Source organism: Rhizobium sp. GCM10022189, from assembly GCF_042656325.1.
Taxonomy (GTDB): domain Bacteria; phylum Pseudomonadota; class Alphaproteobacteria; order Rhizobiales; family Rhizobiaceae; genus Rhizobium.
Genome location: NZ_JBHSOR010000001.1, coordinates 1 through 24,919 on the forward strand (window position 1 = coordinate 1; position 24,919 = coordinate 24,919).

General features: G+C 61.7%; 23 protein-coding genes and 1 pseudogene. 15 read left to right on the plus strand and 9 right to left on the minus strand.

What is annotated here, in order from left to right; all coding sequences use genetic code 11:
* Window positions 1-122: 122 nt before the first annotated feature.
* Window positions 123-3,122 (minus strand): DNA polymerase I, encoded by a 3,000-nt coding sequence (polA, locus tag ACFPWW_RS00005; RefSeq protein ID WP_377309785.1) that lies wholly within the window; start codon window positions 3,120-3,122, stop codon window positions 123-125.
* Between the two features lie 425 nt (window positions 3,123-3,547).
* Between polA and ACFPWW_RS00010 the strand changes: the two genes are divergently transcribed.
* Window positions 3,548-3,964 carry a MarR family winged helix-turn-helix transcriptional regulator gene (locus ACFPWW_RS00010; RefSeq protein ID WP_377309787.1) on the plus strand — a complete coding sequence of 139 codons (417 nt, stop codon included), beginning with the start codon at window positions 3,548-3,550 and terminating at the stop codon, window positions 3,962-3,964.
* A 27-nt stretch (window positions 3,965-3,991) separates the two neighbouring features.
* Here the strand turns inward: ACFPWW_RS00010 and ACFPWW_RS00015 are convergent, their stop codons facing one another.
* A complete protein-coding gene (locus tag ACFPWW_RS00015; protein WP_377309788.1) occupies window positions 3,992-5,059 on the minus strand; it encodes an MHYT domain-containing protein in 1,068 nt (355 codons plus the stop codon).
* A gap of 186 nt (window positions 5,060-5,245) precedes the next feature.
* Between ACFPWW_RS00015 and ACFPWW_RS00020 the strand changes: the two genes are divergently transcribed.
* The 6 genes and pseudogenes from ACFPWW_RS00020 to ACFPWW_RS00045 all read left to right on the plus strand — a co-directional run bounded on the left by ACFPWW_RS00020 (window position 5,246) and on the right by ACFPWW_RS00045 (window position 14,169).
* Window positions 5,246-6,634, plus strand: a complete 1,389-nt coding sequence (locus ACFPWW_RS00020) for a dipeptidase (protein WP_113412633.1) — start codon at window positions 5,246-5,248, stop codon at window positions 6,632-6,634.
* Between the two features lie 465 nt (window positions 6,635-7,099).
* Window positions 7,100-7,522 (plus strand): annotated as a pseudogene (locus tag ACFPWW_RS00025) (SH3 domain-containing protein); the annotation flags it as partial.
* Between the two features lie 458 nt (window positions 7,523-7,980).
* Window positions 7,981-10,296 carry a transglycosylase domain-containing protein gene (locus ACFPWW_RS00030; protein ID WP_377309789.1) on the plus strand — a complete coding sequence of 772 codons (2,316 nt, stop codon included), beginning with the start codon at window positions 7,981-7,983 and terminating at the stop codon, window positions 10,294-10,296.
* Between the two features lie 312 nt (window positions 10,297-10,608).
* Window positions 10,609-12,519, plus strand: a complete 1,911-nt coding sequence (gene dnaK / locus ACFPWW_RS00035; protein WP_113498425.1) for a molecular chaperone DnaK — start codon at window positions 10,609-10,611, stop codon at window positions 12,517-12,519.
* An 82-nt stretch (window positions 12,520-12,601) separates the two neighbouring features.
* Window positions 12,602-13,744 (plus strand): molecular chaperone DnaJ, encoded by a 1,143-nt coding sequence (dnaJ, locus tag ACFPWW_RS00040; RefSeq protein ID WP_112564946.1) that lies wholly within the window; start codon window positions 12,602-12,604, stop codon window positions 13,742-13,744.
* 218 nt (window positions 13,745-13,962) lie between these two features.
* Window positions 13,963-14,169, plus strand: coding sequence for a hypothetical protein (locus ACFPWW_RS00045; RefSeq protein WP_007813896.1), 207 nt, complete (start codon window positions 13,963-13,965; stop codon window positions 14,167-14,169).
* A gap of 36 nt (window positions 14,170-14,205) precedes the next feature.
* Here ACFPWW_RS00045 and ACFPWW_RS00050 read toward each other — a convergent pair whose 3' ends face one another.
* Complete coding sequence (locus tag ACFPWW_RS00050; RefSeq protein ID WP_112564944.1) at window positions 14,206-14,571, minus strand: helix-turn-helix domain-containing protein; 366 nt, start codon at window positions 14,569-14,571, stop codon at window positions 14,206-14,208.
* Window positions 14,572-14,850: 279 nt separating this feature from the next.
* Between ACFPWW_RS00050 and ACFPWW_RS00055 the strand changes: the two genes are divergently transcribed.
* The 4 genes from ACFPWW_RS00055 (at window position 14,851) to ACFPWW_RS00070 (ending at window position 17,543) form a co-directional block, all read left to right on the plus strand.
* The gene (locus ACFPWW_RS00055; protein ID WP_112564942.1) at window positions 14,851-15,051 is read left to right on the plus strand and encodes a hypothetical protein; all 201 of its coding nucleotides are present in this window, start codon (window positions 14,851-14,853) and stop codon (window positions 15,049-15,051) included.
* Between the two features lie 76 nt (window positions 15,052-15,127).
* The gene (recF, locus tag ACFPWW_RS00060; protein WP_112754183.1) at window positions 15,128-16,252 is read left to right on the plus strand and encodes a DNA replication/repair protein RecF; all 1,125 of its coding nucleotides are present in this window, start codon (window positions 15,128-15,130) and stop codon (window positions 16,250-16,252) included.
* Window positions 16,249-17,073 carry a molybdopterin-synthase adenylyltransferase MoeB gene (locus ACFPWW_RS00065; protein WP_112754185.1) on the plus strand — a complete coding sequence of 275 codons (825 nt, stop codon included), beginning with the start codon at window positions 16,249-16,251 and terminating at the stop codon, window positions 17,071-17,073. The genes recF and ACFPWW_RS00065 overlap by 4 nt, the downstream gene beginning before the upstream one ends.
* Complete coding sequence (locus ACFPWW_RS00070; protein WP_377309793.1) at window positions 17,070-17,543, plus strand: GNAT family N-acetyltransferase; 474 nt, start codon at window positions 17,070-17,072, stop codon at window positions 17,541-17,543. Before ACFPWW_RS00065 ends, ACFPWW_RS00070 begins: the two co-directional genes overlap by 4 nt.
* An 18-nt stretch (window positions 17,544-17,561) precedes the next feature.
* On the opposite strand, the gene ACFPWW_RS00075 is transcribed toward ACFPWW_RS00070, so the two are convergent.
* Window positions 17,562-18,563, minus strand: coding sequence for a 2-hydroxyacid dehydrogenase (locus tag ACFPWW_RS00075; protein WP_377309795.1), 1,002 nt, complete (start codon window positions 18,561-18,563; stop codon window positions 17,562-17,564).
* A 177-nt stretch (window positions 18,564-18,740) separates the two neighbouring features.
* Between ACFPWW_RS00075 and ACFPWW_RS00080 the strand changes: the two genes are divergently transcribed.
* Complete coding sequence (locus ACFPWW_RS00080) at window positions 18,741-19,283, plus strand: SH3 domain-containing protein (protein ID WP_112754191.1); 543 nt, start codon at window positions 18,741-18,743, stop codon at window positions 19,281-19,283.
* Here ACFPWW_RS00080 and ACFPWW_RS00085 read toward each other — a convergent pair.
* Both ACFPWW_RS00085 and ACFPWW_RS00090 read right to left on the minus strand, forming a co-directional pair.
* A complete protein-coding gene (locus tag ACFPWW_RS00085; RefSeq protein ID WP_112705657.1) occupies window positions 19,276-20,268 on the minus strand; it encodes an adenosine kinase in 993 nt (330 codons plus the stop codon). The two genes, ACFPWW_RS00080 and ACFPWW_RS00085, sit on opposite strands and share 8 nt — an antisense overlap.
* Window positions 20,269-20,309: 41 nt before the next feature.
* Window positions 20,310-20,621: a hypothetical protein gene (locus ACFPWW_RS00090; RefSeq protein WP_377309798.1), complete on the minus strand. Its 312-nt coding sequence runs from the start codon at window positions 20,619-20,621 to the stop codon at window positions 20,310-20,312.
* Window positions 20,622-20,730: 109 nt separating this feature from the next.
* Between ACFPWW_RS00090 and ACFPWW_RS00095 the strand changes: the two genes are divergently transcribed.
* Complete coding sequence (locus ACFPWW_RS00095; RefSeq protein ID WP_112564928.1) at window positions 20,731-21,678, plus strand: AEC family transporter; 948 nt, start codon at window positions 20,731-20,733, stop codon at window positions 21,676-21,678.
* 54 nt (window positions 21,679-21,732) lie between these two features.
* On the opposite strand, the gene ACFPWW_RS00100 is transcribed toward ACFPWW_RS00095, so the two are convergent.
* The gene (locus ACFPWW_RS00100) at window positions 21,733-22,305 is read right to left on the minus strand and encodes a c-type cytochrome (protein WP_112754194.1); all 573 of its coding nucleotides are present in this window, start codon (window positions 22,303-22,305) and stop codon (window positions 21,733-21,735) included.
* A 154-nt stretch (window positions 22,306-22,459) separates the two neighbouring features.
* Between ACFPWW_RS00100 and ACFPWW_RS00105 the strand changes: the two genes are divergently transcribed.
* Both ACFPWW_RS00105 and ACFPWW_RS00110 read left to right on the plus strand, forming a co-directional pair.
* Window positions 22,460-23,215, plus strand: a complete 756-nt coding sequence (locus ACFPWW_RS00105; protein ID WP_377309800.1) for a 3-deoxy-manno-octulosonate cytidylyltransferase — start codon at window positions 22,460-22,462, stop codon at window positions 23,213-23,215.
* Between the two features lie 12 nt (window positions 23,216-23,227).
* The gene (locus ACFPWW_RS00110; protein WP_112564921.1) at window positions 23,228-24,082 is read left to right on the plus strand and encodes a prephenate dehydratase; all 855 of its coding nucleotides are present in this window, start codon (window positions 23,228-23,230) and stop codon (window positions 24,080-24,082) included.
* A gap of 52 nt (window positions 24,083-24,134) precedes the next feature.
* Here the strand turns inward: ACFPWW_RS00110 and ACFPWW_RS00115 are convergent, their stop codons facing one another.
* The gene (locus tag ACFPWW_RS00115) at window positions 24,135-24,503 is read right to left on the minus strand and encodes a VOC family protein (protein WP_112564919.1); all 369 of its coding nucleotides are present in this window, start codon (window positions 24,501-24,503) and stop codon (window positions 24,135-24,137) included.
* Between the two features lie 139 nt (window positions 24,504-24,642).
* Window positions 24,643-24,864 (minus strand): hypothetical protein, encoded by a 222-nt coding sequence (locus ACFPWW_RS00120; RefSeq protein WP_162702879.1) that lies wholly within the window; start codon window positions 24,862-24,864, stop codon window positions 24,643-24,645.
* Window positions 24,865-24,919: the final 55 nt, after the last annotated feature.

Sequence of the window (24,919 nt, forward strand, 5' to 3'; positions counted from 1 at the left end):
CTTCGGCTGCATGAAGCACTTTCGCCGTTTCGCAACGCGCTACGAACGCAGAACCATTCACTTCCAAGGCTTCGTCCATCTCGCCGCCGCAATGATGTGGATGGCTTGAATGTCGATCGGTCCTAGTGCGCTTCGTCCCAATTGGTGGCGGCACGGGCGTCGACCCGCAGCGGCACGCGCATTTCAAGCGCCGGCGAGGTGGCGTTTTCCATGACCGAAACAATGATCGGCATTGCCTTTTCGACGTCGTCGTCCTCGACCTCGAAGATCAGTTCGTCGTGCACCTGCAGGAGCATACGGACGCGCTCGGCAAGACCGGCCTCGGCAAGCGCCGGCTCGATCTTGATCATGGCGCGGCGGATGACGTCGGCAGCAGAGCCCTGAATCGGCGCGTTGATGGCGGCGCGCTCGTTGAAGGCGCGCACCGAAGGGTTGGAGGAGCGGATTTCCGGATAGTTGATCCGGCGGCCGAAGATGGTTTCGACATAACCCTTGTCGCGGGCCATCTGCTTGCGGCTTTCCATATAGTCGCGGATGCCGGGGAACCGTTCGAAATATTTCTTGATGTAGTCGCCGGCTTCCGAGCGCTCGATGGACAGCTGGTTGGCGAGGCCGAAGGCGGAAATGCCGTAGATGATGCCGAAATTGATGGCCTTGGCGCGGCGGCGCACCTCGCCCGGCATGCCTTCGACCGGCACGCCGAACATTTCGGAAGCGGTCATGGCATGAATGTCTATGCCGTCCTCGAAGGCGCGCACGAGCTGCGGGATTTCAGCGACATGGGCGAGCACGCGCAGCTCGATCTGGCTGTAGTCGGCCGAGATCAGCTTGTGGCCGGGCGACGAAATGAAGGCGGTGCGGATCTTGCGGCCTTCGGCGGTGCGCACCGGAATGTTCTGGAGGTTCGGCTCCGAGGAGGACAGGCGACCGGTCGTCGTCGACGCCAGCGAATAGGAGGTGTGTACCCGCTTCGTCTGCGGATGGATGTAACCGGGAAGAGCGTCCGTATAGGTCGACTTCAGCTTGGTGAGCTGGCGCCAGTCGACGATCTTGCGCGGCAGTTCGAAGCCGGCTGCCGCCAGGTCTTCCAGCACGCTTGCCGAGGTCGACCACTGGCCGGTCTTGGTCTTGGTGCCGCCGGCCAGCCCCATCTTGCCGAAGAGGATATCGCCAAGCTGCTTGGGGGAGCCGATGTTGAACCTTTCTCCCGCAAGCTGGTAGATTTCATCCTCGTACCTGGCCGCACCCTGGGCCAGCTCCCCCGACAGGCGCGAGAGGATCTGGCGGTCGACCGTGATGCCGCGCTCTTCCATGCGCGCCAGAACGGGCACGAGCGGGCGCTCCAGGCGCTCGTAGACGCGCGTCAGCTGGGTGGCGGCAAGGCGCGGCTTCAGCACCATCCAGAGGCGCAGCGTCACGTCGGCGTCTTCCGCCGCATAGTGGGTGGCGCGCTCGATATCGACGAGGTCGAAGGTGACGTTCGACTTGCCGGAGCCGGCAACGTCCTTGTAGGCGATCGGCGTGTGGCCGAGGAATTTTTCCGACAGCGGGTCCATGCCATGCGCGCCGGTGCCGGCGTCGAGCACATAAGATATCAGCATCGTATCGTCGAAACTCTTCGTCTCGATGCCGTAGCGCTTCATCAGCAGATAGTCGTATTTCAGGTTCTGCGCGACCTTGAGGATCGATTCGTCCTCAAGCAATGCCTTCAGGCGCGACAGCGCATCGGGCATCGGGATCTGGTTTTCCGCAAGGCCCCCACCGAGCAGGTCGCCGACGCCCGTCTTGTGTCCAACAGGCACATAGGCGGCACGGATGCGCGTGCCTGTCGGGTCGCTTGCATTGTCCGCGATCGCCAGGGAAAAGCCGACAAGCTCCGCCTGCATGGCGTCCAGCGAGGTCGTTTCCGTATCGAAGGCAACGAGGCCGGTCTCCCTTGCATCGGCGATCCATCGATCGAGGGTCGCAAGGTCGCGGATCGTCACGTAGGAGGAATGGTCGAACGGCAGGTTCGCAAAAGCCTCGGCACGCGCCCTGGCGAGATCGGCCGGGGCGAACGTGCCTTCGACAGCGGCCTTTGCCTTTGCACGCGGCGCAACCGCGACGGCTTCGCCGCCCATATCGGGCACCGTGCCTGCAACAGGTTCCGGCTCGGCCGCGTCCAGATCCGGGCCATGCGCGTCCGCACCCCATTCGATCTTCACGAAGGCAGGCTCGATCTCGCTGGCATCGCAATTGCAGAATTCGGCGACACGGCGCGTCAGCGTCGTGAATTCCATGGTCTTCAGGAAACCGATCAGCTTGGGGCCGTTCTGCGGTTCGAGAACCAGCGCGTCGAGATCCAGCTCCAGCGGCACGTCGGTGCGCAGGCGCACGAGCTCACGCGAGAGCTTCGCCTTGTCGATATTGTCCAGGATCGTCTGGCGGCGCTTTTCCTGCTTGATCTCATGGGCGCGCTCGAGAAGCGTATCGAGATCGCCATATTCGGCGAGAAGCTGGGCCGCGGTCTTCGGGCCGATGCCGGGAATGCCGGGCACGTTGTCGACGGAATCGCCGGTCATGGCCTGCAGGTCGATCATCTTTTCCGGCGGCACCCCCCATTTCTCGATGACGTCGGGGATGCTGATCTGCTTGTCCTTCATGCTGTCGTACATGTGGACGTTCGGGGTGACGAGCTGCATCAGGTCCTTGTCGGAGGAGACGATCGTCACGTCGGCGCCGACGGTTTCGGCCTGCCGGGCATAGGTGGCGATGATGTCGTCGGCCTCGAAACCTTCCGTCTCGATGCAGGGCAGGTTGAAGGCGCGCGTCGCTTCGCGGATCAGGCCGAACTGCGGCACCAGCTCTTCGGGCGGCGCGGCACGGTTCGCCTTATAGGCGTCATAGAGATCCTTGCGGAAGGTCTTCGACGAATAGTCGAAAATGACGGCGAGATGGGTGGGCGTCGCGGCCACATCGGTGCTGCGCGCGTCTCTCAGCAGCTTCCAGAGCATGTTGCAGAAACCGGAGACGGCGCCGACCGGCAGGCCATCGGATTTGCGGGTTAGCGGCGGCAGCGCATGAAAGGCCCGGAAGATGAAACCAGAACCGTCGACAAGGAAAAGATGATCGCCTTTTTTCATGGCAGCATGGATAGCGCGACGACCAGACAAGGTCCATATAAACTTGGCTGCGCAAAAAGATTCCGCCTCACCAAACTGTTACCAATTTGTAATAGGCGGTTTTTTCTCTTTCCCTTGAAAAACCACATTCTCAATAACAAATCAGAGCTACCGGCGCTTGATCGCGCCGCGGGTCTGATAGCCGGCTTGTCCCCCGCCCGCATCAGGCTTGGACAAAGGCCTCATCCCCCTCTCCGGGCCTTTGTCCCCATTTTCAAGCCGCCATGGCCCTCCTCCAGGCCGTGGCGGCTTTGTTTTTCAGGAACTTGCCTCAACTCTCGAAAATTTAAGAGCTTGCCGCATATGTTTTGATGGATCGTATGCGATTTGTTGCATTGCCGACTGCCCGATTTTGAGCCTAACTTACAATCATGGGATTTAATCGAATGGACTCCGGTGCCTACCTTGCCAGCCAGCTGGCCAAGGGTTTTGCCCGCTCGCTGCATCAGCGCGCGGCGGGACTCGGTTTTTCTCCCGGCCAGTTCCCGATCCTGCTGGAGCTTTGGGCCGAAGACGGGCTGACCCAGAAGCAGCTTCTGGAGCGCGTCGACATCGAACAGGCGACGATGGCCAACACGCTCTCGCGCATGGTGCGCGACGGGCTGATCGAGCGGCGCCCGCACCCGACCGACAAACGGGCGCAACTGATCTTCCTCACCGAGAAGGCCAAGGCGATGGAGGTTGAGGCGATCGACACGGCGCGCGAGGCCGATCTTGCGCTGTTCAAGGGCTTCCGGGTCTTCGAGCGGGAGCTGATGCTCGAATATATCCGGCGCCTCATCAACAACGCCAAGGCACTCTGAACCACTGCGACGGACGCCCGCTTCCGCTCAGCGTCCTGCAGGGCCTGACGCGATCGCCGTGTCGCAGCACCTGCGGCGTGTGAGGTCGCGAACGACGAGAACATCGCAATGGCGGCCGCGATAGACGATCCGCCGCGTGACGACCTCGACAGGGATTGCCCTCTCGTCCTTGGCAATCAGCAGCATTTCCCGGTGATCGCTTTCCTGCCCGCCCTGGATGAGGGCCAGGACCGCGGAGGGAATGTTGCCGGTGAGCTCCGCAAGCTTCCAGCCGGACAGGCTGAGGAAGCGCTCGTTGGTGCTGACGATCCTGCCTTCGCGCAGAATGACGAGCCCTTCCTGCGAAACATTGGCAAGGCCGCGAAGATCGGTCAGGTGGCTTTCCAGGAAGACCGCGCCGAAGGCCATGAGGATGAGACCGGTTGCGACGACCATGACGATCACCGCAAGCACCTCGGGCTGGAGCGCCATCGCGGGCACGTCGCGCGTCGGGTCCGGCACCAGCGTGACGCTGCTCATCGAGATGAAATGCAGCGTGCAGATCGCCAGCACGAAGGCACCGGAGGATGCGACGGAGCGTATCAGACCTTTCAGCTTGAAGAAGGCGAGAAAGGCGGCCGTCGCAAAGGCCGCGCAGGAGCAGAAGGCAACGACTGGGGTGAAGGAATCGTAGACGATCACGGCCTGGGCTTCGATCGCCTGCATGCCGGTCAGATGCATGGCCGTGATGCCAAGCGCCATCAGTACGCCGCTGAACGCAAGGGCGTATCCGGTCCTGCTTTCCGAGGCGATCCATATGGCCACCCAGGAGCCGAAAATCGACAGGAACACGGACAGAAAGGTGAGACTAAAATCGTAACTGATCGGCATGCCGCCGTCATAGGCGAGCATCGCGATGAAATGCGTTGCCCAGACGCCTATGCCGCAGGCAAAGGCTGACGTGCCGATCCAGAGTTTTCGCTGGCCGATATCGCATTCCTGGGCACGGAAAAGCAGGAGCATGGCGGTCAGGCTGCCGACAAGGCTGACGATCACGGCGGCAATGACGAGCCGCCCGTCATGATTATCCCTGATGCAGGCAATGACAGAGAACATTCGCCACCTCGAAGCCGACCTTCGACCAATGCTATTTAGGGTTTTCCAAATAACCGCAAATTGCATCGGGTTCCGCCACTTCATCTATTGTAGCATTTGGCGCCAGGATGACATCTCGAAAATTTGACGCTCGAAACCGCAGCCAATTGAGTCTATCGTCCGGCCGAATTTCAGAAGGAGTCGGAAATGACCGAACTAAATCCAGTCCTTGCGCGCGCGGACCAGAACCTCGATTCGAGCCTCGAGAAGCTGTTCGAGTTGCTGCGCATCAAGTCGATCTCGACCGATCCGGCCTACAAGGCCGAATGCCGCAAGGCAGCCGAATGGCTGGTGGCTTATCTCAAGACGCTGGGCTTTGATGCCTCGGTTCGCGACACGCCCGGCCACCCGATGGTGGTCGCCCATCACGAAGGCGCCACGGCCGACGCACCGCATGTCCTTTTCTACGGTCACTACGACGTGCAGCCGGTCGATCCGATCGAGCTTTGGGAAAACGACCCTTTCGAGCCCGCCGTCAAGGATGCCGGCAACGGCCGCAAGATCGTGACCGGTCGCGGCACCGCCGACGACAAGGGCCAGCTGATGACCTTCGTCGAGGCCTGCCGCGCCTATAAGGAGATCAATGGCGCGCTTCCCTGCCGCGTCACCATTCTTTTCGAAGGCGAGGAAGAATCCGGTTCGCCGTCGCTGAAACCGTTCCTCGAAGCCAATGCCGCCGAACTCAAGGCCGACTACGCCCTGGTCTGCGACACCAGCATGTGGGACCGCGATACGCCGGCAATCGCGGCCGCTCTTCGCGGCCTTGTCGGTGAGGAAGTCGTGGTGACGGCTGCCGACCGCGACCTGCATTCCGGCCTCTTCGGCGGTGCCGCCGCCAACCCGATCCATATTCTCGTGGAAGCGCTTGCCGGCCTGCATGACGAGACCGGCCGCATCACGCTTGAAGGCTTCTACGACGGCGTGGAGGAAACGCCAGCGAACATCAAGGCCTCCTGGGAAGCGCTCGGCAAGTCGGCGGAAAACTTCCTCGGCGAGGTCGGCCTCTCCATCCCTTCGGGCGAAAAGGGCCGCTCGGTGCTCGAACTCACCTGGGCGCGCCCGACGGCCGAAGTCAACGGCATCTGGGGCGGCTATACCGGCGAAGGCTTCAAGACCGTCATTGCCGCAAAGGCATCGGCGAAAGTTTCCTTCCGCCTCGTCGGCACGCAGGATCCGGCAGCGATCCGGGAAAGCTTTCGCACCTATGTCCGCTCGAAGATCCCGGCCGACTGCTCCGTCGAGTTCCATCCGCATGGCGCCTCGCCGGCCATTCATCTTTCCTACGACTCGCCGGTTCTGACCAAGGCGCGCAACGCGCTTTCCGACGAATGGCCGAAGCCCGCCATCGTCATCGGCATGGGCGGCTCGATCCCGATCGTCGGCGATTTCCAGAAGATGCTCGGCATGGAATCCCTGCTGGTCGGCTTCGGCCTTTCCGACGACCGCATCCACTCGCCGAACGAGAAGTACGAACTCGCCTCCTACCACAAGGGCATCCGCTCCTGGGTGCGCATCCTTGCTGCACTGAAGGCCTGAAACGAAAAAGGCGTGCCCGCGGTCTGCGCGGCACGCCATCCGAAATCTGCAAACAAAAAGGCCGGGGCAAACCGGCCTTCCGTTATCCGCCTCATCTCAGTGCCAGTACATCCGTGGTCAAAGGAGAAGCGGATAGTGCACAGCCAGAGTGATCCCGAAAGGTTTACGGCCGGTAAACGGCCTGCTTAACCAGATCGCGGAAACGATGCGCAGATAGTGCGCACGACATTTCCGGGCTGCGATTTCTGAAGGATAATATCGGAAGCCGCCCCTTCTATTTCAAGACCCCTTGCAAAACTTCGGCCGCCGTTCAAGCTGCGTTCATCCTGGAATTCTTATAAGTCTTTGAAAGACAAGGTGAAACCTGTGCGGCGTGACCTGCGCCGCCAACGCTCTATCTTTGCCGTGCCGGAAAGCGTCGTATTGCGACGCCTGGCGCCGATCGTTTGTCGCGAGGAGTAAAAGGTGAAACATATTCTTCTGAAAATTGCTGTGGGCGGCCTGTTGCTGCTGGCGCCCGCCGTAGCCGAGGCAGCGCAGGGCATTTCGACTGCGAATGTGAACATGCGCGCCGGTCCGAGCACGCGCTATCCTGCCGTTGCCGTCATTCCCAACGGGACGCCGCTGCAGATCCGCGGCTGCCTTGCCGATACGCCCTGGTGCGACGTGGAATTTTATGGCGGCCGCGGCTGGGTTGCCGGCCAATATGTCCAGGCGACCTACGAGCGGCGGCGGATCTATGTCGGCCCGCAATATTATCGCCCGCTCGGTATTCCGACCGTGACCTTCAGCGTCGGTCCATACTGGGACCGCTATTATCGCAACCGCGACTTCTACCGGGATCGCGACCGCTGGCGCCGCGGCCCGGACTATTATTACCGCGATCGCGGTCCTTATCGTCCGTGAAGAAAAGGACCCGACGTATCTGGCGATACGCCGGGCCTGATATGGATCGGCGCGTGTTGAGGGGAGACGGCCGATCTGAACGGGACGTGAGGGGTATGTCCCGCTTCGGATAAAACTGCCGCAAAGCCTATTGGTTCCCTCGCCGGCCGGACGATGTGCGCTGCAGGGTCGCCGGCGAGGCGCATATCTGCGCGCCAGGGCCGGGCAGCATCCTCAGCCGGCTTCCATCCATCCTGTCGAAGCGGTCGTGCCTACTCTTTCGCGATGGCCGCGGCGAATGGCGCCCACCGGGGAAAGCTGGAGAAAATGCAGGCAGGCAGGGGACTTGGCCGCATCGGCGTTGTTCTTAACAGCCCGTTAATTCGCCGCATTTACAGTTCAATCGGATAAAACCGTCGCGTGGGGGCGCGGTCTTATAGCAAGGGTTCAGCCACTTCACGATGGTAGCCAGACGCAGATCAGACGACAGGATCGAACCGTCCTTCAACGGCCGCGGCCGCGAGGAGGATGACGAATTTGCGCTCGATGCCGATGAGCGCATCGACGGGCGGCACGCTTCCAGGCGTCCGTCCAGGCCGCCCGCTCCCCGCCGCGCGCCGGCAAAGCGCCGCCCCGAACGGCGCGAACGCGAAGGCGGCGGCCTGTTCGCGTTCCTGCGCAGGGTCGTCTACTGGTGCATCGTGCTCGGCATCTGGGCCGGCATCGGCGTTGCCGGGCTGGTGCTCTACTATGGTTCGCGCATGCCGAGCGCCAGCACCTGGGCAATTCCGGAACGGCCGCCGAACGTCAAGATCACCGCCGTGGACGGCAGCGTGATCGCCAACCGCGGCGCGACCGGCGGCGAGGCGCTGTCGCTGGATAATATGTCGCCCTATATCCCGGAAGCGATCATCGCCATCGAGGACAGGCGCTTCTATTCGCATTTCGGCGTCGATCCTTTCGGGCTGGCGCGCGCCTTCGTCAACAATCTCACCGGCCAGCCGATCCAGGGCGGCTCGACGCTGACGCAGCAGCTCGCCAAGAACCTGTTCCTCTCGCCCGACCGCACGCTGGAGCGCAAGGTGCAGGAAGTGCTGCTCTCCTTCTGGCTGGAGCAGAAATACACCAAGGACCAGATCCTTGCGATGTATCTGAACCGCGTCTATTTCGGCTCGAACGCCTATGGCGTGGAAGCGGCGGCGCGACGCTATTTCAACAAGTCGGCGCGCGACGTGAATCTCGGCGAAGCGGCGCTGCTTGCGGGCCTCGTCAAAGCGCCGTCGCGGCTTTCGCCGGCGCGCGATCCGGAAGCGGCCAATGCCCGCGCGCAGGTCGTGCTGCAGGCAATGCGCGACCAGGGCTATATCAGCGCCGACGAGATCAAGACCGCCATGTCGCAGACGCCGGCTTCTGCCCGCAGCTACTGGTCGGGCGCCGGACAATATGTCGCCGATATGGTGATGGACGAGCTGCAGGGGCTGGTCGGCGACGTGAAGGAAGACGTCATCGTCGATACGACGATCGACAAGACGCTCGAAAAGAAGGCGGAACAGTCGCTGGCCGGGGTGCTCGACAAGGAAGGCGGCAAGTTCGATGCGTCGCAGGCGGCCCTTGTCTCGATCGACGGCACGGGCGCGATCCGTGCGCTGGTCGGGGGCAGGGATTACGCGGCAAGCCAGTTCAACCGCGCCGTCAAGGCCAAACGCCAGCCGGGCTCCTCCTTCAAGCCTTTCGTCTATGCGGCCGCGCTCGAAAAGGGCCTGACGCCGGATAGCGTCTTCAACGACGCGCCGATCCGCATCGGCAACTGGACGCCCGAAAATTACGAGAAGAAATATAATGGCGAGGTAACGCTGAGGACCGCGCTCGCCAAGTCCCTGAACACGGTGGCCGCCCAGCTGGTGATGTATGACGGGCCGGACCAGGTGATCAAGCTCGCCCATCGCCTCGGCATCGAATCGGACCTGCAGCCCAATGCCTCGATCGCGCTCGGCACGTCGGAAGTCTCGCTCATGGAGCTGACGGCCTCCTATGCCGCCTTCATGAACGGTGGCTACAAGGCGACGCCGCATGTCATCCGCAGGGTGACGACCGCCGACGGCAAGGTGCTTTACGAGAACACCTACGACAATCCGCCGCGCGTGCTGTCCGAGCAGATCGTCGCCGAAATGAACATGATGATGATGGGCGTCATCAACGGCGGCACGGGTTCGAGCGCCAAGCTTCCCGGCTGGCAGGCGGCCGGCAAGACCGGCACGACACAGAATTCGCGCGACGCGCTGTTCGTCGGCTTTACCAGCAACCTGACGACGGGCGTATGGTTCGGCAATGACGACGGCAGGCCGATGAAGAAAGTGACCGGCGGCGGCCTTCCGGCCAAGGCCTGGAAGGAATTCATGGTGGCCGCGCATAAGGGGCTTTCGCCGGCACCGCTATTCGGCATGGGCCAGACGTTTGGCGATCCCGCCGCCAATCCCGGCGTCGATCCCAACACTGGCCAGCCGATGGCGCAGGCGCAGCCGGCGCCCGAGCAGCCTTCGACGGTCGGCAGCATCATTTCCGGCGTCTTCGGCGGCAATGACGACCTGAACCGCTATCCGCCGGCGCCCGGACAGCCGCGGGCGATGCCGGCCAATGGCGGCCCCGTGCCGCCCGCCAATGTCGCCGGCGGCGGCTATGACGACATGGTGCCGCCCGGTGATGTCGGCGGGCCGCAGGCATCGCCAGGGGCGCAGCCGCGCCGCACGACGCTGCTCGATCTGATCATGGGGCAATAGGGACAGTAGACAGTATTGAAAGGGATAAGATAGCTTGCGGGAGCACGTCCCGCGCAAGGCTCGGCACGCAAGATTTGCACGGTTTGACGGTGCGAAGCAGACCCTTTTCCGGCTACTGTAAAAATTGAATGCAACACATTCGTTTTGCTGGATTCCGGGCCATTTCTCGCCTTGCAGTCCAGAAAACCGCTCCTTATATACGCCGCATCACCGCAATCACGATTGCGTAATCTTAGTAGACCCATCCCGTAAGGGGCTGTCAGGGAAATGCCTTTCCGGGGTTCCGACAGCTTGCTTCAAGGAGAGAATGACATGGCAAAAGTAATTGGTATCGACCTTGGAACGACAAATTCCTGCGTCGCAGTCATGGACGGCAAGGACGCAAAGGTCATCGAGAATGCGGAAGGCGCGCGTACGACCCCTTCCATGGTGGCCTTTTCCGATGACGGCGAACGCCTCGTCGGGCAGCCGGCCAAACGCCAGGCGGTCACCAACCCCACGAACACCCTCTTCGCCGTAAAGCGCCTGATCGGCCGCCGCTACGAAGACCCGACCGTCGAAAAGGACAAGGGTCTCGTTCCTTTCTCGATCGTCAAGGGCGACAATGGCGACGCCTGGGTCGAAGCCAACGGCAAGGGCTACTCGCCCGCACAGATTTCCGCGATGATCCTTCAGAAGATGAAGGAAACCGCCGAATCCTATCTCGGTGAAAAGGTCGAAAAGGCCGTCATCACCGTTCCCGCCTACTTCAACGACGCGCAGCGCCAGGCAACCAAGGATGCCGGCCGCATCGCCGGTCTTGAAGTGCTGCGCATCATCAACGAGCCGACCGCTGCCGCGCTCGCCTACGGCCTCGACAAGAAGGACGGCAAGACGATCGCCGTCTACGACCTTGGCGGCGGTACCTTCGATATCTCGATCCTCGAAATCGGCGACGGCGTCTTCGAAGTGAAGTCCACCAACGGCGACACGTTCCTCGGCGGTGAAGACTTCGACATGCGTCTCGTCGAATATCTCGTTGCCGAGTTCAAGAAGGACAACGGCATCGACCTGAAGAACGACAAGCTCGCCCTGCAGCGCCTCAAGGAAGCTGCCGAAAAGGCAAAGATCGAGCTGTCCTCTTCGCAGCAGACCGAAATCAACCTGCCGTTCATCACGGCCGACGCTTCCGGCCCGAAGCACCTGACGCTGAAGCTGACCCGCGCCAAGCTGGAAAGCCTGGTCGACGATCTCGTTCAGCGCACGATCGCTCCGTGCAAGGCCGCCCTCAAGGATGCCGGCGTCACCGCTGCCGAAATCGACGAAGTCGTTCTCGTCGGCGGCATGAGCCGCATGCCGAAGGTGCAGGAAGTCGTCAAGCAGCTGTTCGGCAAGGAGCCGCACAAGGGCGTCAACCCGGATGAAGTCGTCGCTCTCGGCGCCGCCATCCAGGCCGGCGTTCTGCAGGGCGACGTCAAGGACGTCCTGCTTCTCGACGTGACCCCGCTGTCCCTCGGCATCGAGACGCTGGGCGGCGTCTTCACCCGTCTGATCGAGCGCAACACGACGATCCCGACGAAGAAGAGCCAGACCTTCTCGACCGCGGAAGACAACCAGCAGGCCGTCACCATCCGCGTCTCGCAGGGCGAGCGCGAAATGGCTGCCGACAACAAGCTGCTCGGCCAGTTCGACCTCGTCGGCCTGCCGCCGGCACCGCGTGGCGTTCCGCAGATCGAAGTGACCTTCGACATCGACGCCAACGGCATCGTGCAGGTTTCGGCCAAGGACAAGGGCACCGGCAAGGAACAGCAGATCCGCATCCAGGCCTCCGGCGGTCTGTCCGACGCCGACATCGAAAAGATGGTCAAGGATGCAGAAGCCCATGCTGCCGAAGACAAGAAGCGCCGCGAAGGTGTGGAAGCCAAGAACCAGGCCGAAAGCCTGATCCACTCCACGGAAAAGTCGCTCAAGGATTACGGTGACAAGGTTTCCGAAGCCGACCGCACCGCAATTTCCGATGCGATTGCCGCTCTGAAGTCCGCAACGGAAGCGACCGATGTCGATGCCGAGGACATCAAGGCCAAGACCCAGACGCTCATGGAAGTTTCCATGAAGCTCGGTCAGGCGATCTACGAAGCCCAGCAGGCCGAAGGCGGCACGACCGACGCTTCGGCTGATGATGACAATGTCGTCGATGCCGATTACGAAGAGGTCAAGGACGACGATCGCAAGAAGTCCGCTTAACCGGCGGGCTTGCGGCCTACGCTAGACGATAGACATCCGGCTGCTCACCATGGCAGCCGGAAATCCATTTCCGGGGCTTAAATTGGCAAAAGCGGACTTTTACGAAACTCTGGGTGTAGCCAAGACGGCGGATGAGAAAGAGCTGAAAAGCGCCTTCCGCAAGCTGGCAATGAAATACCATCCGGACAAGAACCCGGATGACAAGGACGCCGAACGCAAGTTCAAGGAAATCAACGAAGCCTACGAAACGCTGAAGGACCCGCAGAAGCGCGCGGCCTACGATCGTTACGGCCATGCGGCCTTCGAGCAGGGCGGCATGGGCGGTCCCGGCGGCTTCGGCGGCGGCGCCGGATTTGCCGGCGGCGGCTTCTCCGATATTTTCGAGGATATTTTCGGCGAGATGATGGGCGGCGGCCGCGGGCGGCAGCGCTCTTCGGGCGGCCGCGAACGTGGCGCCGACCTTCGCTACAATATGGAAATCTCGCTGGAGGAAGCCTTCTCCGGCAAGACGGCGCAGATCCGTGTTCCGACGTCGATCACCTGCGACGTCTGTTCCGGTTCCGGCGCCAAGCCCGGCACGCAGCCGAAAACCTGCGGCACCTGCCAGGGCTCCGGCCGCGTGCGCGCCGCACAGGGCTTCTTCTCGATCGAACGCACCTGCCCGACCTGCCACGGCCGCGGCCAGATCATTCCCGACCCGTGCCCGAAGTGCCACGGCCAGGGCCGTGTAACCGAAGAGCGCTCGCTCTCGGTCAATATCCCGGCCGGCATCGAGGACGGTACCCGCATTCGCCTGCAGGGCGAAGGCGAGGCCGGCATGCGCGGCGGCCCGGCGGGCGATCTCTATATCTTCCTGTCGGTAAAGCCGCACGAATTCTACCAGCGCGACGGGGCCGACCTCTATTGCGCCGTGCCGATCTCCATGACGACGGCCGCGCTCGGCGGCACTTTCGACGTGGCGACGCTCGACGGTACCAAATCGCGCGTCACCGTTCCCGAAGGCACGCAGGCCGGCAAGCAGTTCCGCCTGAAGGGCAAGGGCATGCCGGTGCTGCGCTCCAGCCAGACGGGCGATCTCTATATCCAGATCCAGATCGAGACGCCGCAGAAGCTTTCCAAGCGCCAGCGCGAGCTGCTGCAGGAATTCGAGCAGCTCTCCTCCAAGGAGAACAATCCGGAATCGACGGGCTTCTTTGCCCGCATGAAGGAATTCTTCGAGGGCTGATCCCGGCATTCGACCCCGGCATTTGGCAAGGCTACGAAGCCGGAGGTTCCGCCTCCGGCTTTTTCATGCGCGTTCCAATTCGGCACATCTGTTTCAAGCCGGGACGCATGCCTGCGCGCGGGCGTTTTGTGTTAACGCACAGATCCGATGAGACTTGCAAGTTGGTGAAATCCATACTGTCTTTGGCGCGCAGTCCGGGACTAACAGAGGGTATCTCCATGTCGGCAACGAACTTCTCAAATTGCCTGTCCGAAGATGTCGATGCGCTGGCGGGTGCGCTCTATTCGTGGTGCGCCGAACGCAACATCAAGCTCCGCAGCCAGCAGGGCCTTTCGATCGCCAGCATCGCGATCGACCTCTATCATGCCGGACATCAGACGCAGGATGCCCTGCTCGTCGCACTGCATGAGCGCGAGCTGCACTGAGCCACCATCAATTTCAAGGATGCGGGCTGCAGCGCCTCAAGCGGCGTTTTCGGCTGTCTCACCGCATATGAGGCTGAGGATCGTCTTGACCGCCTGCTTGCCGGCAACCGAACTCAACCTGTCATAGCTGACCGCCAGTTCATAGGCCTCGGGGCTCAGCTCGACGCGGTTGGCAAACTGGGAAATTCCCGTGCCCTCGAAAAGCTCGGAAATGTCCACGCCGAGAAAGACCGCTATCTGATGCAGCTTGCTGGCAGAGACGCGGTTCGTGCCCTTTTCGTATTTCTGGATCTGCTGGAATGTAAGGCCGAGTGCTTCGCCGAGTTCCAGTTGAGAAACACGTCGGCGCGCGCGAAGCTGTCTCACGTTGCGACCGACAATGATATCAATCGGATCTGGCACTGCTGCACTCTCTCCCCGGTAAACCCGTTATTTACCATATAGCGTCAGCTGAATATCTCAACCCGCAAGTTGCAATTTTCAACCGACTTTTTTTGGGCATTACGCTACGAAAACGGCCTGATATTCCGGGTGTTTTGCAACTTGTATTCCTTGTTTGATGACTTGATGGCGATGTCGCGAAAAATTGAACACCCTGTAGTTGACTTCATTGCCCGGATCGATAGTTAGTCGCGCCGGAACACCTGTAATACCGGTCATTCAGGAGGCTTCGAGTACTGCATGACATCCGCCCCCACCGGGAAATCTGATGCCGACAGTATCGTCATCGATATGCGCCGCCAGAAACTGACGATGATCCTCGATTCATTGAAATCGTTGCGCGGCTCGATCGAAGACCGGCCGGATCTGCTTTATTGGATCGAAAAGGCGATCGCGGAGGCCGAGGCACAGCTCGAGGCGCCGCCGCCGCGCCGGCATTAGGGACATAAGCGGCTCTCAGCCTTGATATCCTGATGGCTTCGGCTTAGCTGTCAGCCTTGATGATTCCGGATTTCCGATGCCGCACAAGGTTGCCCTCTCCCGTCTGAAGCTGACAGACTTTCGCAATTACGCGGCGGCCTCGCTTACGCTGGACGGGCGGCATGTGGTGCTGACCGGGGACAACGGCGCCGGCAAAACCAATCTGATGGAAGCGGTTTCCTTCCTGTCGCCGGGGCGCGGGATGCGCCGCGCCGCCTATGGCGACATTACCCGCGTCGGTGCTGCCGGCGGATTTTCGATCTTTGCCGAACTGGACGGCATGGAAGGCGCTGTCGAGATCGGAACGGGGATCGATACCAGCGACGAGGCGACCACGCGCCGGCTGCGCATCAACGGGACGACGGCAAAAACGGTCGACGAGCTGGCGGACCATCTGCGCGTGCTCTGGCTGACGCCGGCAATGGACGGCCTCTTTACCGGCGGCTCGTCCGACCGCAGGCGGTTCCTCGACCGGCTTGTCCTGTCGCTCGATCCTGAGCACGGAAGGCGGGCCAGCGACTTCGAGCGCGCCATGCGCAGCCGCAACAAGCTGCTCGACGAGGGCCGGTTCGACCCTTCCTGGCTTTCCGGCATCGAGGAGCAGATGGCAAGCCTCGGCATTGCCATGGCGCTCGCCCGGCAGGAAATGCTCGGCCTGCTGACGCGCCTGATCGAGGAGAACCGCGAAACCTCCCCCTTCCCGTCCGCGTCGCTGCAGCTCTCCGGCTTCATGGACGGCCAGTTCTCGCGGCCCTCGGTCGATCTGGAAGACGAATATGCGGCAACGCTCGCCGCCAGCCGTTACCGCGATGCCGGCGCCGGTCGTACGCTGGAGGGGCCGCATCGCGCCGACCTTATCGTACACCATCGCCAGAAGCAGATGGAAGCGGCGCGCTGCTCCACCGGGGAACAGAAGGCGCTGCTGGTTGGCCTCGTGCTTGCCCATGCGCGGCTCGTCGGCAACCTTACGGGCCATGCGCCGGTGCTGCTGCTCGACGAGATCGCCGCCCATCTCGACGAGGGACGCCGCGCCGCACTCTTCGACCTCATAGACGGGCTCGGCGGCCAGGCCTTCATGACCGGAACGGACCATCAGATGTTTGCAGCACTTGCAGAGCGGGCACAGTTTTTCACGGTTGCCGACGGGAGGGTTTTCGAATGAGCGATAGCGCTTCTCCTGGCGATCCGGAGCGTGATAGCATTCCGCACATGGAACCCCTCAGCCCGGACGAAATCGCACGCTACCACCGCCATATCCTGCTGCCGGAAATCGGCGGCGCGGGCCAGCAGAAACTGAAGGCGGCGCGCGTGCTTGTCATCGGCGCCGGAGGGCTTGGCGCACCGATCCTGCAATATCTGGCCGCCGCCGGGGTCGGGACGCTTGGCATTGCCGACGACGACCGTGTCTCGCTCTCCAACCTGCAGCGGCAGGTGATCCACGATTCCGGCACGATCGGCGAGATGAAGACGGAAAGCGCGGCCAGTGCGATTGCGCGGCTGAACCCGCACATCAAGGTCATCCGTTTCAGCGAGCGCCTTTCGGCCGCTGCCGCGCGCCTGCACCTTACCGGCTTCGACCTGCTGATTGACGGCTCGGACAATTTCGACACGCGCTATATGGCGGCCGACGCAGCGGAAGAAGCGCGTATTCCGCTCGTGACAGGTGCCGTCGGCCGTTTCGACGGTTCGCTGACCGTGCTGAAACCCTATGAGGCTGCCGAGGACGGAACCCAGAACCCCTGCTATCGCGATCTCTTTCCCGAAGCGCCGCCGGCCGGATTGATCCCTGCCTGCGCGGAAGCGGGGATTATCGGCGCACTGACGGGCGTGATCGGCACGCTGATGGCCATGGAGGCGATCAAGCTCATCACCGGTGCCGGCGAACCGCTGATCGGGCGCCTGCTGCTCTATGACGCCCTTGCCGCCCGTTTCGATACGATCCGCTACAAGCGCCGGCGCGCGCGACAGGGCAAGACAGCGTGACACCTTTTCGCATCGACGAGAGCTTTGCCCGCTGGGGCGAGCTGCTCGATCTCATCCTCGCATCCTTCGCCTATATGGACGGCCGCATCGATCCGCCGTCGTCGGCCATTCGCCTGACGACGGAATCGCTCATGGAAAAGGCGAAGGCGGAAATCGCCTATGCCGTGGAGAATGCCGGACGGCTCGTCGGCTGCATTTTCCTGCGCGCGGAGACAGATTGCCTCTATGTCGGCAAACTCGCGGTTCTGCCATCCGCACAAGGCACGGGCATCGGCCGGCGCCTGCTTGCTGTCGCCGAAGAGACGGCGCTCGATCTCGGCCTTCCGGCATTGCGGCTGGAGACAAGGATAGAGCTTGTCGGCAATCACGCGACCTTTGCGGCCTGGGGCTTCGATAAGACCGCGGAGAAATCCCATCCGGGCTTTTCGCGCGTGACGTTCATCGAGATGAAGAAGGTGCTGGCCGGCTAGGGATCGTTCGCACGGCCGTCACCGGCCCGGCAGGACCCGGTTCGGCGGCCTGTGACCGTCGATGAAGGCGCGGATGTTGATGATGACCTTGTCGCCCATCTCGGCACGCCCCTCGATCGTGGCCGAGCTCATATGCGGCAGCAGCACGACCTTGCCTTCGTTGGCAAGCTTGACCAGTTTCGGATTGACCATCGGTTCGTTCTCGAAAACATCGAGCCCGGCACCGGCGATCTTTCCCTCCCGCAGGCATTTGATGAGCGCCGCCTCGTCGATCACGTCGCCGCGCGCGGTATTGACGAGATAGGCGGTCGGCTGCAGCAGCGCCAGGCGCCTTGCCGACAGAAGATGGAAGGTCGCCGGCGTGGAGGGGCAGTTGACCGAGACGATATCGACGCGGGCAAGCATCTGGTCGAGGCTTTCCCAATAGGTCGCCTCCAGCTCGTCCTCGGTCGCCGGATTGACGCGCTTGCGGTTGTGATAGTGGATCGACAGGCCGAAGGCCTTGGCGCGGCGCGCAACGGCCGTGCCGATACGACCCATGCCGACGATACCGATTCGTTTTCCATGAATGCGTCGTCCGAGCATCCATGTCGGAGACCAGCCCGCCCATTCGCCGGGCCTGTCGGTCAGCACACGCGCGCCTTCACCGATCCGCCGCGGCACGGCGAGGATCAGTGCCATGGTCATGTCGGCGGTGTCCTCGGTCAACACGTTCGGCGTGTTGGTGACGGTGATGCCCTTGCGGGCGGCGGCTTCGATATCGATATGATCGGTGCCGTTTGAAAAGCTGGCGATCAGCTTCATCTGCGGCCCGGCCGCCTCGATGAGGGCGGCGTCGATGCGATCCGTCACGGTCGGCACGAGCACGTCGCAGGTTCTGACGGCCTCGACGAGTTCGGGCATGGATCGCGGCGTATCATCGATATTCAACTCGGCATCGAACAGCTCGCGCATGCGGGTTTCGACGACATCTGGCAGCTTGCGGGTTATGTAGACCTTCGGTTTTTTCTTCGTCGTCATAGCGGCTTGCGGTGCCTTGTTCAGAGGTCTTTAACCAAGTTGGGCGATCATTTCCCCGTTCCGGGCATTTTCTACCAGACCCGCACGCGAAGACAAACAAAACTCGCGAGGCGACCGGGGAATCCCGGAAAACGAGCAGGCAGGGCCTGATTCGAATTCGAGCCAACGGAAGCTTCCATGCGTCGCACTGTTTTGAACTCCTGCCTCGTTCTGGCGGTTGCCTTTGCCGTTTCGGCAGGCACAGTTGAATTTGCACAAGCGCAGACGGCCGCCAAGGGGCCGAGCGGCTTGCCGCTGCCGCGTTTCGTCACGTTGAAGTCCAAGCGCGTCAATTTGCGCATCGGGCCGGGAACGGACTATGCCGTTTCCTGGCTCTACCTGAAGTCGGGGCTGCCGGTCGAAATCATCCAGGAATACGACAACTGGCGCCGGATACGCGATGCCGACGGCACCGAGGGCTGGGTCAATCAGTCGCTCCTGTCGGGCCAGCGCGCCGCCATCGCCGCGCCGTGGATGAAGGGCAAGGGCAAGGGCGTTTATGTGAACCTGCGCCGCGAAGCACAGCCGTCTTCCAGCATCGTCGCCAAGCTGGAACCCGGCGTGATGATCACGATCGGCGAATGCAGCGGAGAATGGTGCTTCGCAAAGACCGACGGCGCCGAAGGCTGGGTGGCGCAGTCGGAAATCTGGGGTGCCTATCCGGGCGAGGCCTTTAAATAAGGCCCGCCTCCCTTGCGGCTTCGGACAGGGACTTCATCGGCCGCGGGCCGATCTGCTGAATGACGATGCCGGCGGCAAGGCAGCCGAGCTTGCCGCAATCCTCCAGCGTGCGGCCCTTTGTGTAGCCATAGAGGAAACCTGAGGCGAAGAGATCGCCGGCGCCGGTCGTATCGACCACTTCGTCGATCTTGATCGCATCGACGTAATGGCGCTCGTTACCCTTCAGGATCACGGCACCGTCCTCGCTCATGGTCACGGCGGCAATCTTGCAATCCCTCGCGATCCTGTTCAGCGCCTCCTCGAAATCGTCGGTCTCGTACAGCGACAGGACCTCCTGGCGATTGGCGAAGACGATATCGACCTTGCCCGAGCGCATCAGGTCCAGGAATTCGCCGCGGTAACGATCGACGCAGAAGCTGTCGGAGAGCGTCATCGACACTTCCCGGCCGTTCTCATGGGCGATGCGGGCGCAGTCGAGGATCGCTTCCTTCGCACGCGGCGGATCCCACAGATAACCTTCGAAATAGGTCACCTTGGCCTCGGCCACGACATCGGCCTCGACATCTTCAGGCCCAAGCTCGACGCAGGCGCCGAGATAGGTGTTCATCGAGCGCTCGCCGTCATCGGTGACGAAAATCATCGAGCGGGCGGTCGGCGGAAACTTGCCCTTGGCCCTGGTCTGGTAGTGAACACCCTGAGCGCGGATATCATGCGCGAAGATCTCGCCGAGCTGGTCTTCCGCGACCTTGCCGAAGTAAGCGGCCTTGCCGCCGAGGCTTGCCACGCCTGCCGCCGTATTGCCGGCGCTGCCGCCGGACGCTTCGAGCGCCGGCCCCATGCGGGAATAGAGCAGTCCGGCACGCTCGGCATCGATGAGGTTCATCGCCGCCTTGGTGATCTTGTTGTCAATGAGGAACTGGTCGTCGCAACGGGCGATAATATCGACGATTGCGTTGCCGACTGTCAGAACATCGAATCTGGTCATGAAAGGGGAAGTCCCGGATTTGTGATAGCCAGTAATCGGTCTTAGCGAAATTTGCCGGTATTGAAAGGATAAACAGCAGATCGCCCCCGCAAGTCTTCGCAAAACTGCCGTTTAATCGTCATGCCGCTGTCACCTTGCCTGCCTAGATATAGCATCGGAACACCGGCATGCAGGTATCTCGTATGGCCGGTTACGGGAGGGATGATCCCTTCACCCTTACCGGGACGATACTGACCACGGATGAACTGGCAGTTTCGCAACTGGCTATCCGGCAGGACCGGATGCGGAAAAGCGGGCTCGGCCCGCTTTTTTTGTTGCGCCGCGGAAGATATTCCGTCCCTGGCATTTGTCATGGCCGGCAATTTGCTGTCTTTTGTTTTCGCATGCCGTTTCGCAAACCCTCTGTACACCTTTGCGCGACATGTTTTAGACCTCGGCTATCCCCCCGCAGAGCAGCAGTTCATGTCAGCCATCATCTTCGACGTTCTTCCGATCTTCCTTCTCATTCTCATCGGCTGGCTGATTGTCCGCATAAGGCTGCTGACAGCGGATGTCGGCGATGCCTTGAGCGAATTCGTCTTCAAGATCGCCGTGCCGCTGCTGCTTTTCCGCACGATCGCGGAGGCCGATTTCCATGGCGCTTCGCCGTTCCGGCTCTGGGTCGTGTATTTCGCGGGTGTTGCGGTCACATGGACGGCCGGGCACATCGTCGCCACCCGTTTCTTCGGGCGCGACGAGCGCATCGGCGTGCTTGCCGGCGTGTCCTCGGCTTTCGCCAACAATATCTTCATCGGCCTGCCGCTGGTTGAACGCACCGTGGGCAGCGAGGGGCTTGTCGCCCTTTCGATCCTGCTTGCCGTGCATCTGCCGATCATGATGGTGGCCGGCACGATCATGATGGAACATGCCGAACGCAAGATTTCCGGCAAGAGCGACCGCAACATGACCCTGGTTTTGAAGCAGATCGGCCTGAACCTGCTGCACAACCCGCTGGTTATCGGCATTGCGGCGGGTGCGGCCTTTCACGTTTCCGGCTTGACCATGCCGGCGACGGTCAGCTCCGTCGTTGGCCAGATCGCCGGCACGGCCGGTCCGGCGGCGCTGATTTCGCTCGGCATGGCGCTCCAGAAATACGGCGTCTCCGGCAATGTCGGAATCGCCAGCGTGACCTCCGCCTTCAAACTATTGCTGCTGCCCGGCTGCGTGTGGGCCGCGAGCCATCTTTTCGGCCTCAGCGACGCGTGGGCGGCGGCGCTGGTTCTGACTGCGTCGGTGCCGACCGGGGTGAATGCCTGGCTGATCGCCAACCGGTTCGGCGTCGGTCACAGCCTTGCCGCCTCGACGATCACAGTGACCACGGCGCTCGGCGCCATCACCGTTTCCTTCTGGGCCTATATTCTGGGCGCCTGAGGCAACAAAAAAGCCCGGCTTGCGGCCGGGCTCCTTTTCGAAAACTGTCGCGTCTTACTGCGTTGCAGTCGGCGCATTCGGATCCGGCAGCGGAGCCGGCGAATCTGCCAGCGTGTGCAGATAGAGAATGACGTTGGCGCGATCCTGATCCTTCGGCAAACCGGCGAAGCCCATGGCGGTGCCCGGAACGTCCTTCTTCGGTGCCAGCAGGAACTTGTTGAGGTTCTCAAAGGTCCAATGTTCGCTGCTGCCCTTGGAGAAGTCCTTCATGGCAGAGGAATAGGCGAAGCCTTCATGCGAAGCGATCGGGCGATTTACGACACCAAAGAGATTCGGACCGACCTTGTTCGGTCCGCCTTTGGTGCCGTCATGACAGGCCTGACACTTCTTGAATACGGTCTCACCGGCCTTGGCGTCGGCGCTGGCGAGAAGCTGCGCGATCGGAACGGCAACGGCAGCAGGTGCGCTTTCACCGCCGGCGGCGGGTGCTTCCTCGGCGACGATAGCAAAACCTTCCTTCTCCGGCGCCTCGGAGTGGAAGATCCCTTCGGACGCGATGGAGACAGACATCAGAACGAAGATCGTTCCCAGCAGCGCCCCCACGGCCGTATTGACGTATGAATTCATCTGCAATGCTCCCCTTGCAGCCGGCAGACCAGAAACCGGACCATCTTGAAATTGCGCGGAACCTATGTCTTTTGGCTATTCGTTGCAACTGTCTAAATGGTCTTGTGCGTGAGACTTTTTGCCACTTTTCAGCCCGGATTAGAAGGCCCGAACAATGACAGATTCAAAATTAGATGAGGTGCTCGTGCTGATCCCCGCGCGCATGGCCTCCACCCGCCTCCCGGGCAAACCGCTCGCCGATATCTGCGGCCTGCCGATGATCGTACAGGTCGCCAAACGGGCGCAGGAAGCGGAAATCGGCCGCGTTATCGTGGCGGTCGACGACCAGGAGGTTTTCGACACCGTGGCCGCCGCCGGCTTTGAAGTGATCATGACGAGCAAGGATCATCAGGTCGGTTCGGACCGCATCTTCGAGGCGCTGACGATCGTCGATCCGGACAAGAAGGCGAAAATCGTCGTCAACGTCCAGGGCGATCTTCCGACGATCGAGCCGGAGACCGTGCGCGCCGCACTGCGCCCGCTCGAGAACCCGGAGGTCGATATCGGAACGTTGACGACCGAGATCGACAACGAGGAGGACAAGAGGGCCGCACACATCGTCAAGGTCGTCGGCACGCCGGTTTCCGACAGCCGCCTGCGCGCACTTTATTTTACCCGCACGACCGCGCCGCATGGCGAAGGTCCGCTCTACCACCATATCGGGCTCTATGCCTATCGGCGCGAAGCACTCGAGCGCTTCGTCTCCCTTCAGCGCGGGACGCTGGAAAAGCGCGAATCACTGGAGCAGCTGCGGGCGCTCGAAGCCGGAATGCGCATCGACGTCGAGATCGTTGACACGGTTCCGCTCGGTGTCGATACTCCAGCCGACCTCGAAAAGGCGCGGCGTATTCTCTCCGCGAAGGCGAACTGACGGATTTTCCTCATGAATATCAAGACCAACAGGATCGCCTTCCAGGGCGACTTCGGCGCCAATTCGGACATGGCAAGCCGCGACATGTTCCCGACCATGGAGCCGCTGCCCTGCCAGACGTTCGAGGACGCCTTCACCGCGGTCGACAACGGCGATGCCGATATCGGCATGATCCCGATCGAAAACACGATCGCGGGCCGCGTTGCCGACATCCACCACCTGCTGCCGGAATCGCGCCTGCACATCATCGGCGAATATTTCATGCCGATTCGCTTTCAGCTCATGGTGCTGCCGGGTGTGACAAAGGATGAAATCCGCACCGTGCACAGCCATATCCACGCGCTCGGCCAATGCCGCAAGATCGTGCGTGCCAATGGCTGGAAGCCGGTTATCGCCGGCGATACGGCAGGCGCCGCAAAGCTCGTCAAGGAAACCGGCGACCGCTCGATGGCCGCGCTCGCGCCGCGCCTGGCCGCCGACCTCTACGGTCTCGATATCATCGCCGAGAATGTCGAGGACACGGAAAACAACGTGACCCGCTTCGTGGTACTGTCGCGGGACGAAGAATGGGCGGAGCGCTCTGCCAGCGACGAGAAGATCGTCACCACCTTCGTCTTCAATGTCCGCAACATTCCGGCCGCCCTTTACAAGGCGCTCGGCGGCTTCGCCACCAACAACATCAACATGACGAAACTGGAAAGCTACCAGCTCGGCGGCAGGTTCGTGGCGACACAGTTCTACGCCGATATCGAGGGCCACCCGAACGACGCGAACGTGCGCCGGGCGCTGGAAGAACTGCGCTTCTTCTCCGAGAAGGTTCGTATTCTCGGCGTTTACAAGGGCCATCCGATGCGAGGCGTCCTCTAGGCATCATCAGGGCCTCACCGAGGCGATCGGTGAGGCTCCGGGCATAGCCATCTTATTTATCCGGCTCACAAACGCGCAGCCGGTGCCCATCCGGATCCAGCACCACGAAGGTCGGGCCGAAATCGAGTTCGGTCAGATCCTGAGCGAAAGGCAGGCCGCGGCTGCGCCAGTCTTCATACTGTTTTGCGACGGCATTTTCCCCATCGACCATGAAGGCGACCTCGCCACGATTGCCGATGGCGGACGGCTGCGGTTCGACGCTGCTGCGGCGCCAGAGGCCGAGGGTGAACCCGCCATCGAGCGGGAAGGCAACGAAATTCGGCGCTTCCACGGCGGGCTCTCGGCTCAGGATATTGCGATAGAAGGCTGCGCTTTCGGCGGGATCCTTCACGTAGAGGATAATGAGATTGGGACTGGCCATTTCGGTTCTCCATTGGGGTTGAAAGATGCCCGGTCGAAAGCACATGCTGCCAGTTTATGGCAGCATGTCTCCAAGAAACGGCGCCACAGAGAGCGCCGTTTCTTACCGGGAGGAATGTTTGTGATGCCTGCTGGCGGCTTCAGCGAAAAAGGTCGTCGCCGACGCGCCAGTCCTGTCCGTCATTGAAGCCGAGATCACGCTTGTGCCATGCCGGCATCGTCTGGAGATCAAGGCGTGGACGGCGCGATGACTGTGTCACGAGCCTGTACACAAACAGGCGCACCAGACGAAAACGAAGGGTTTTTCCGGCTTCGACGGACGTACGACGGCCGGTATATTGAACGACTTGAGGCATTCCCATGATCAGTACTCCTTCCTGCTGGACTGGTACCGATAATAGCGTTGCCTGCTGACAG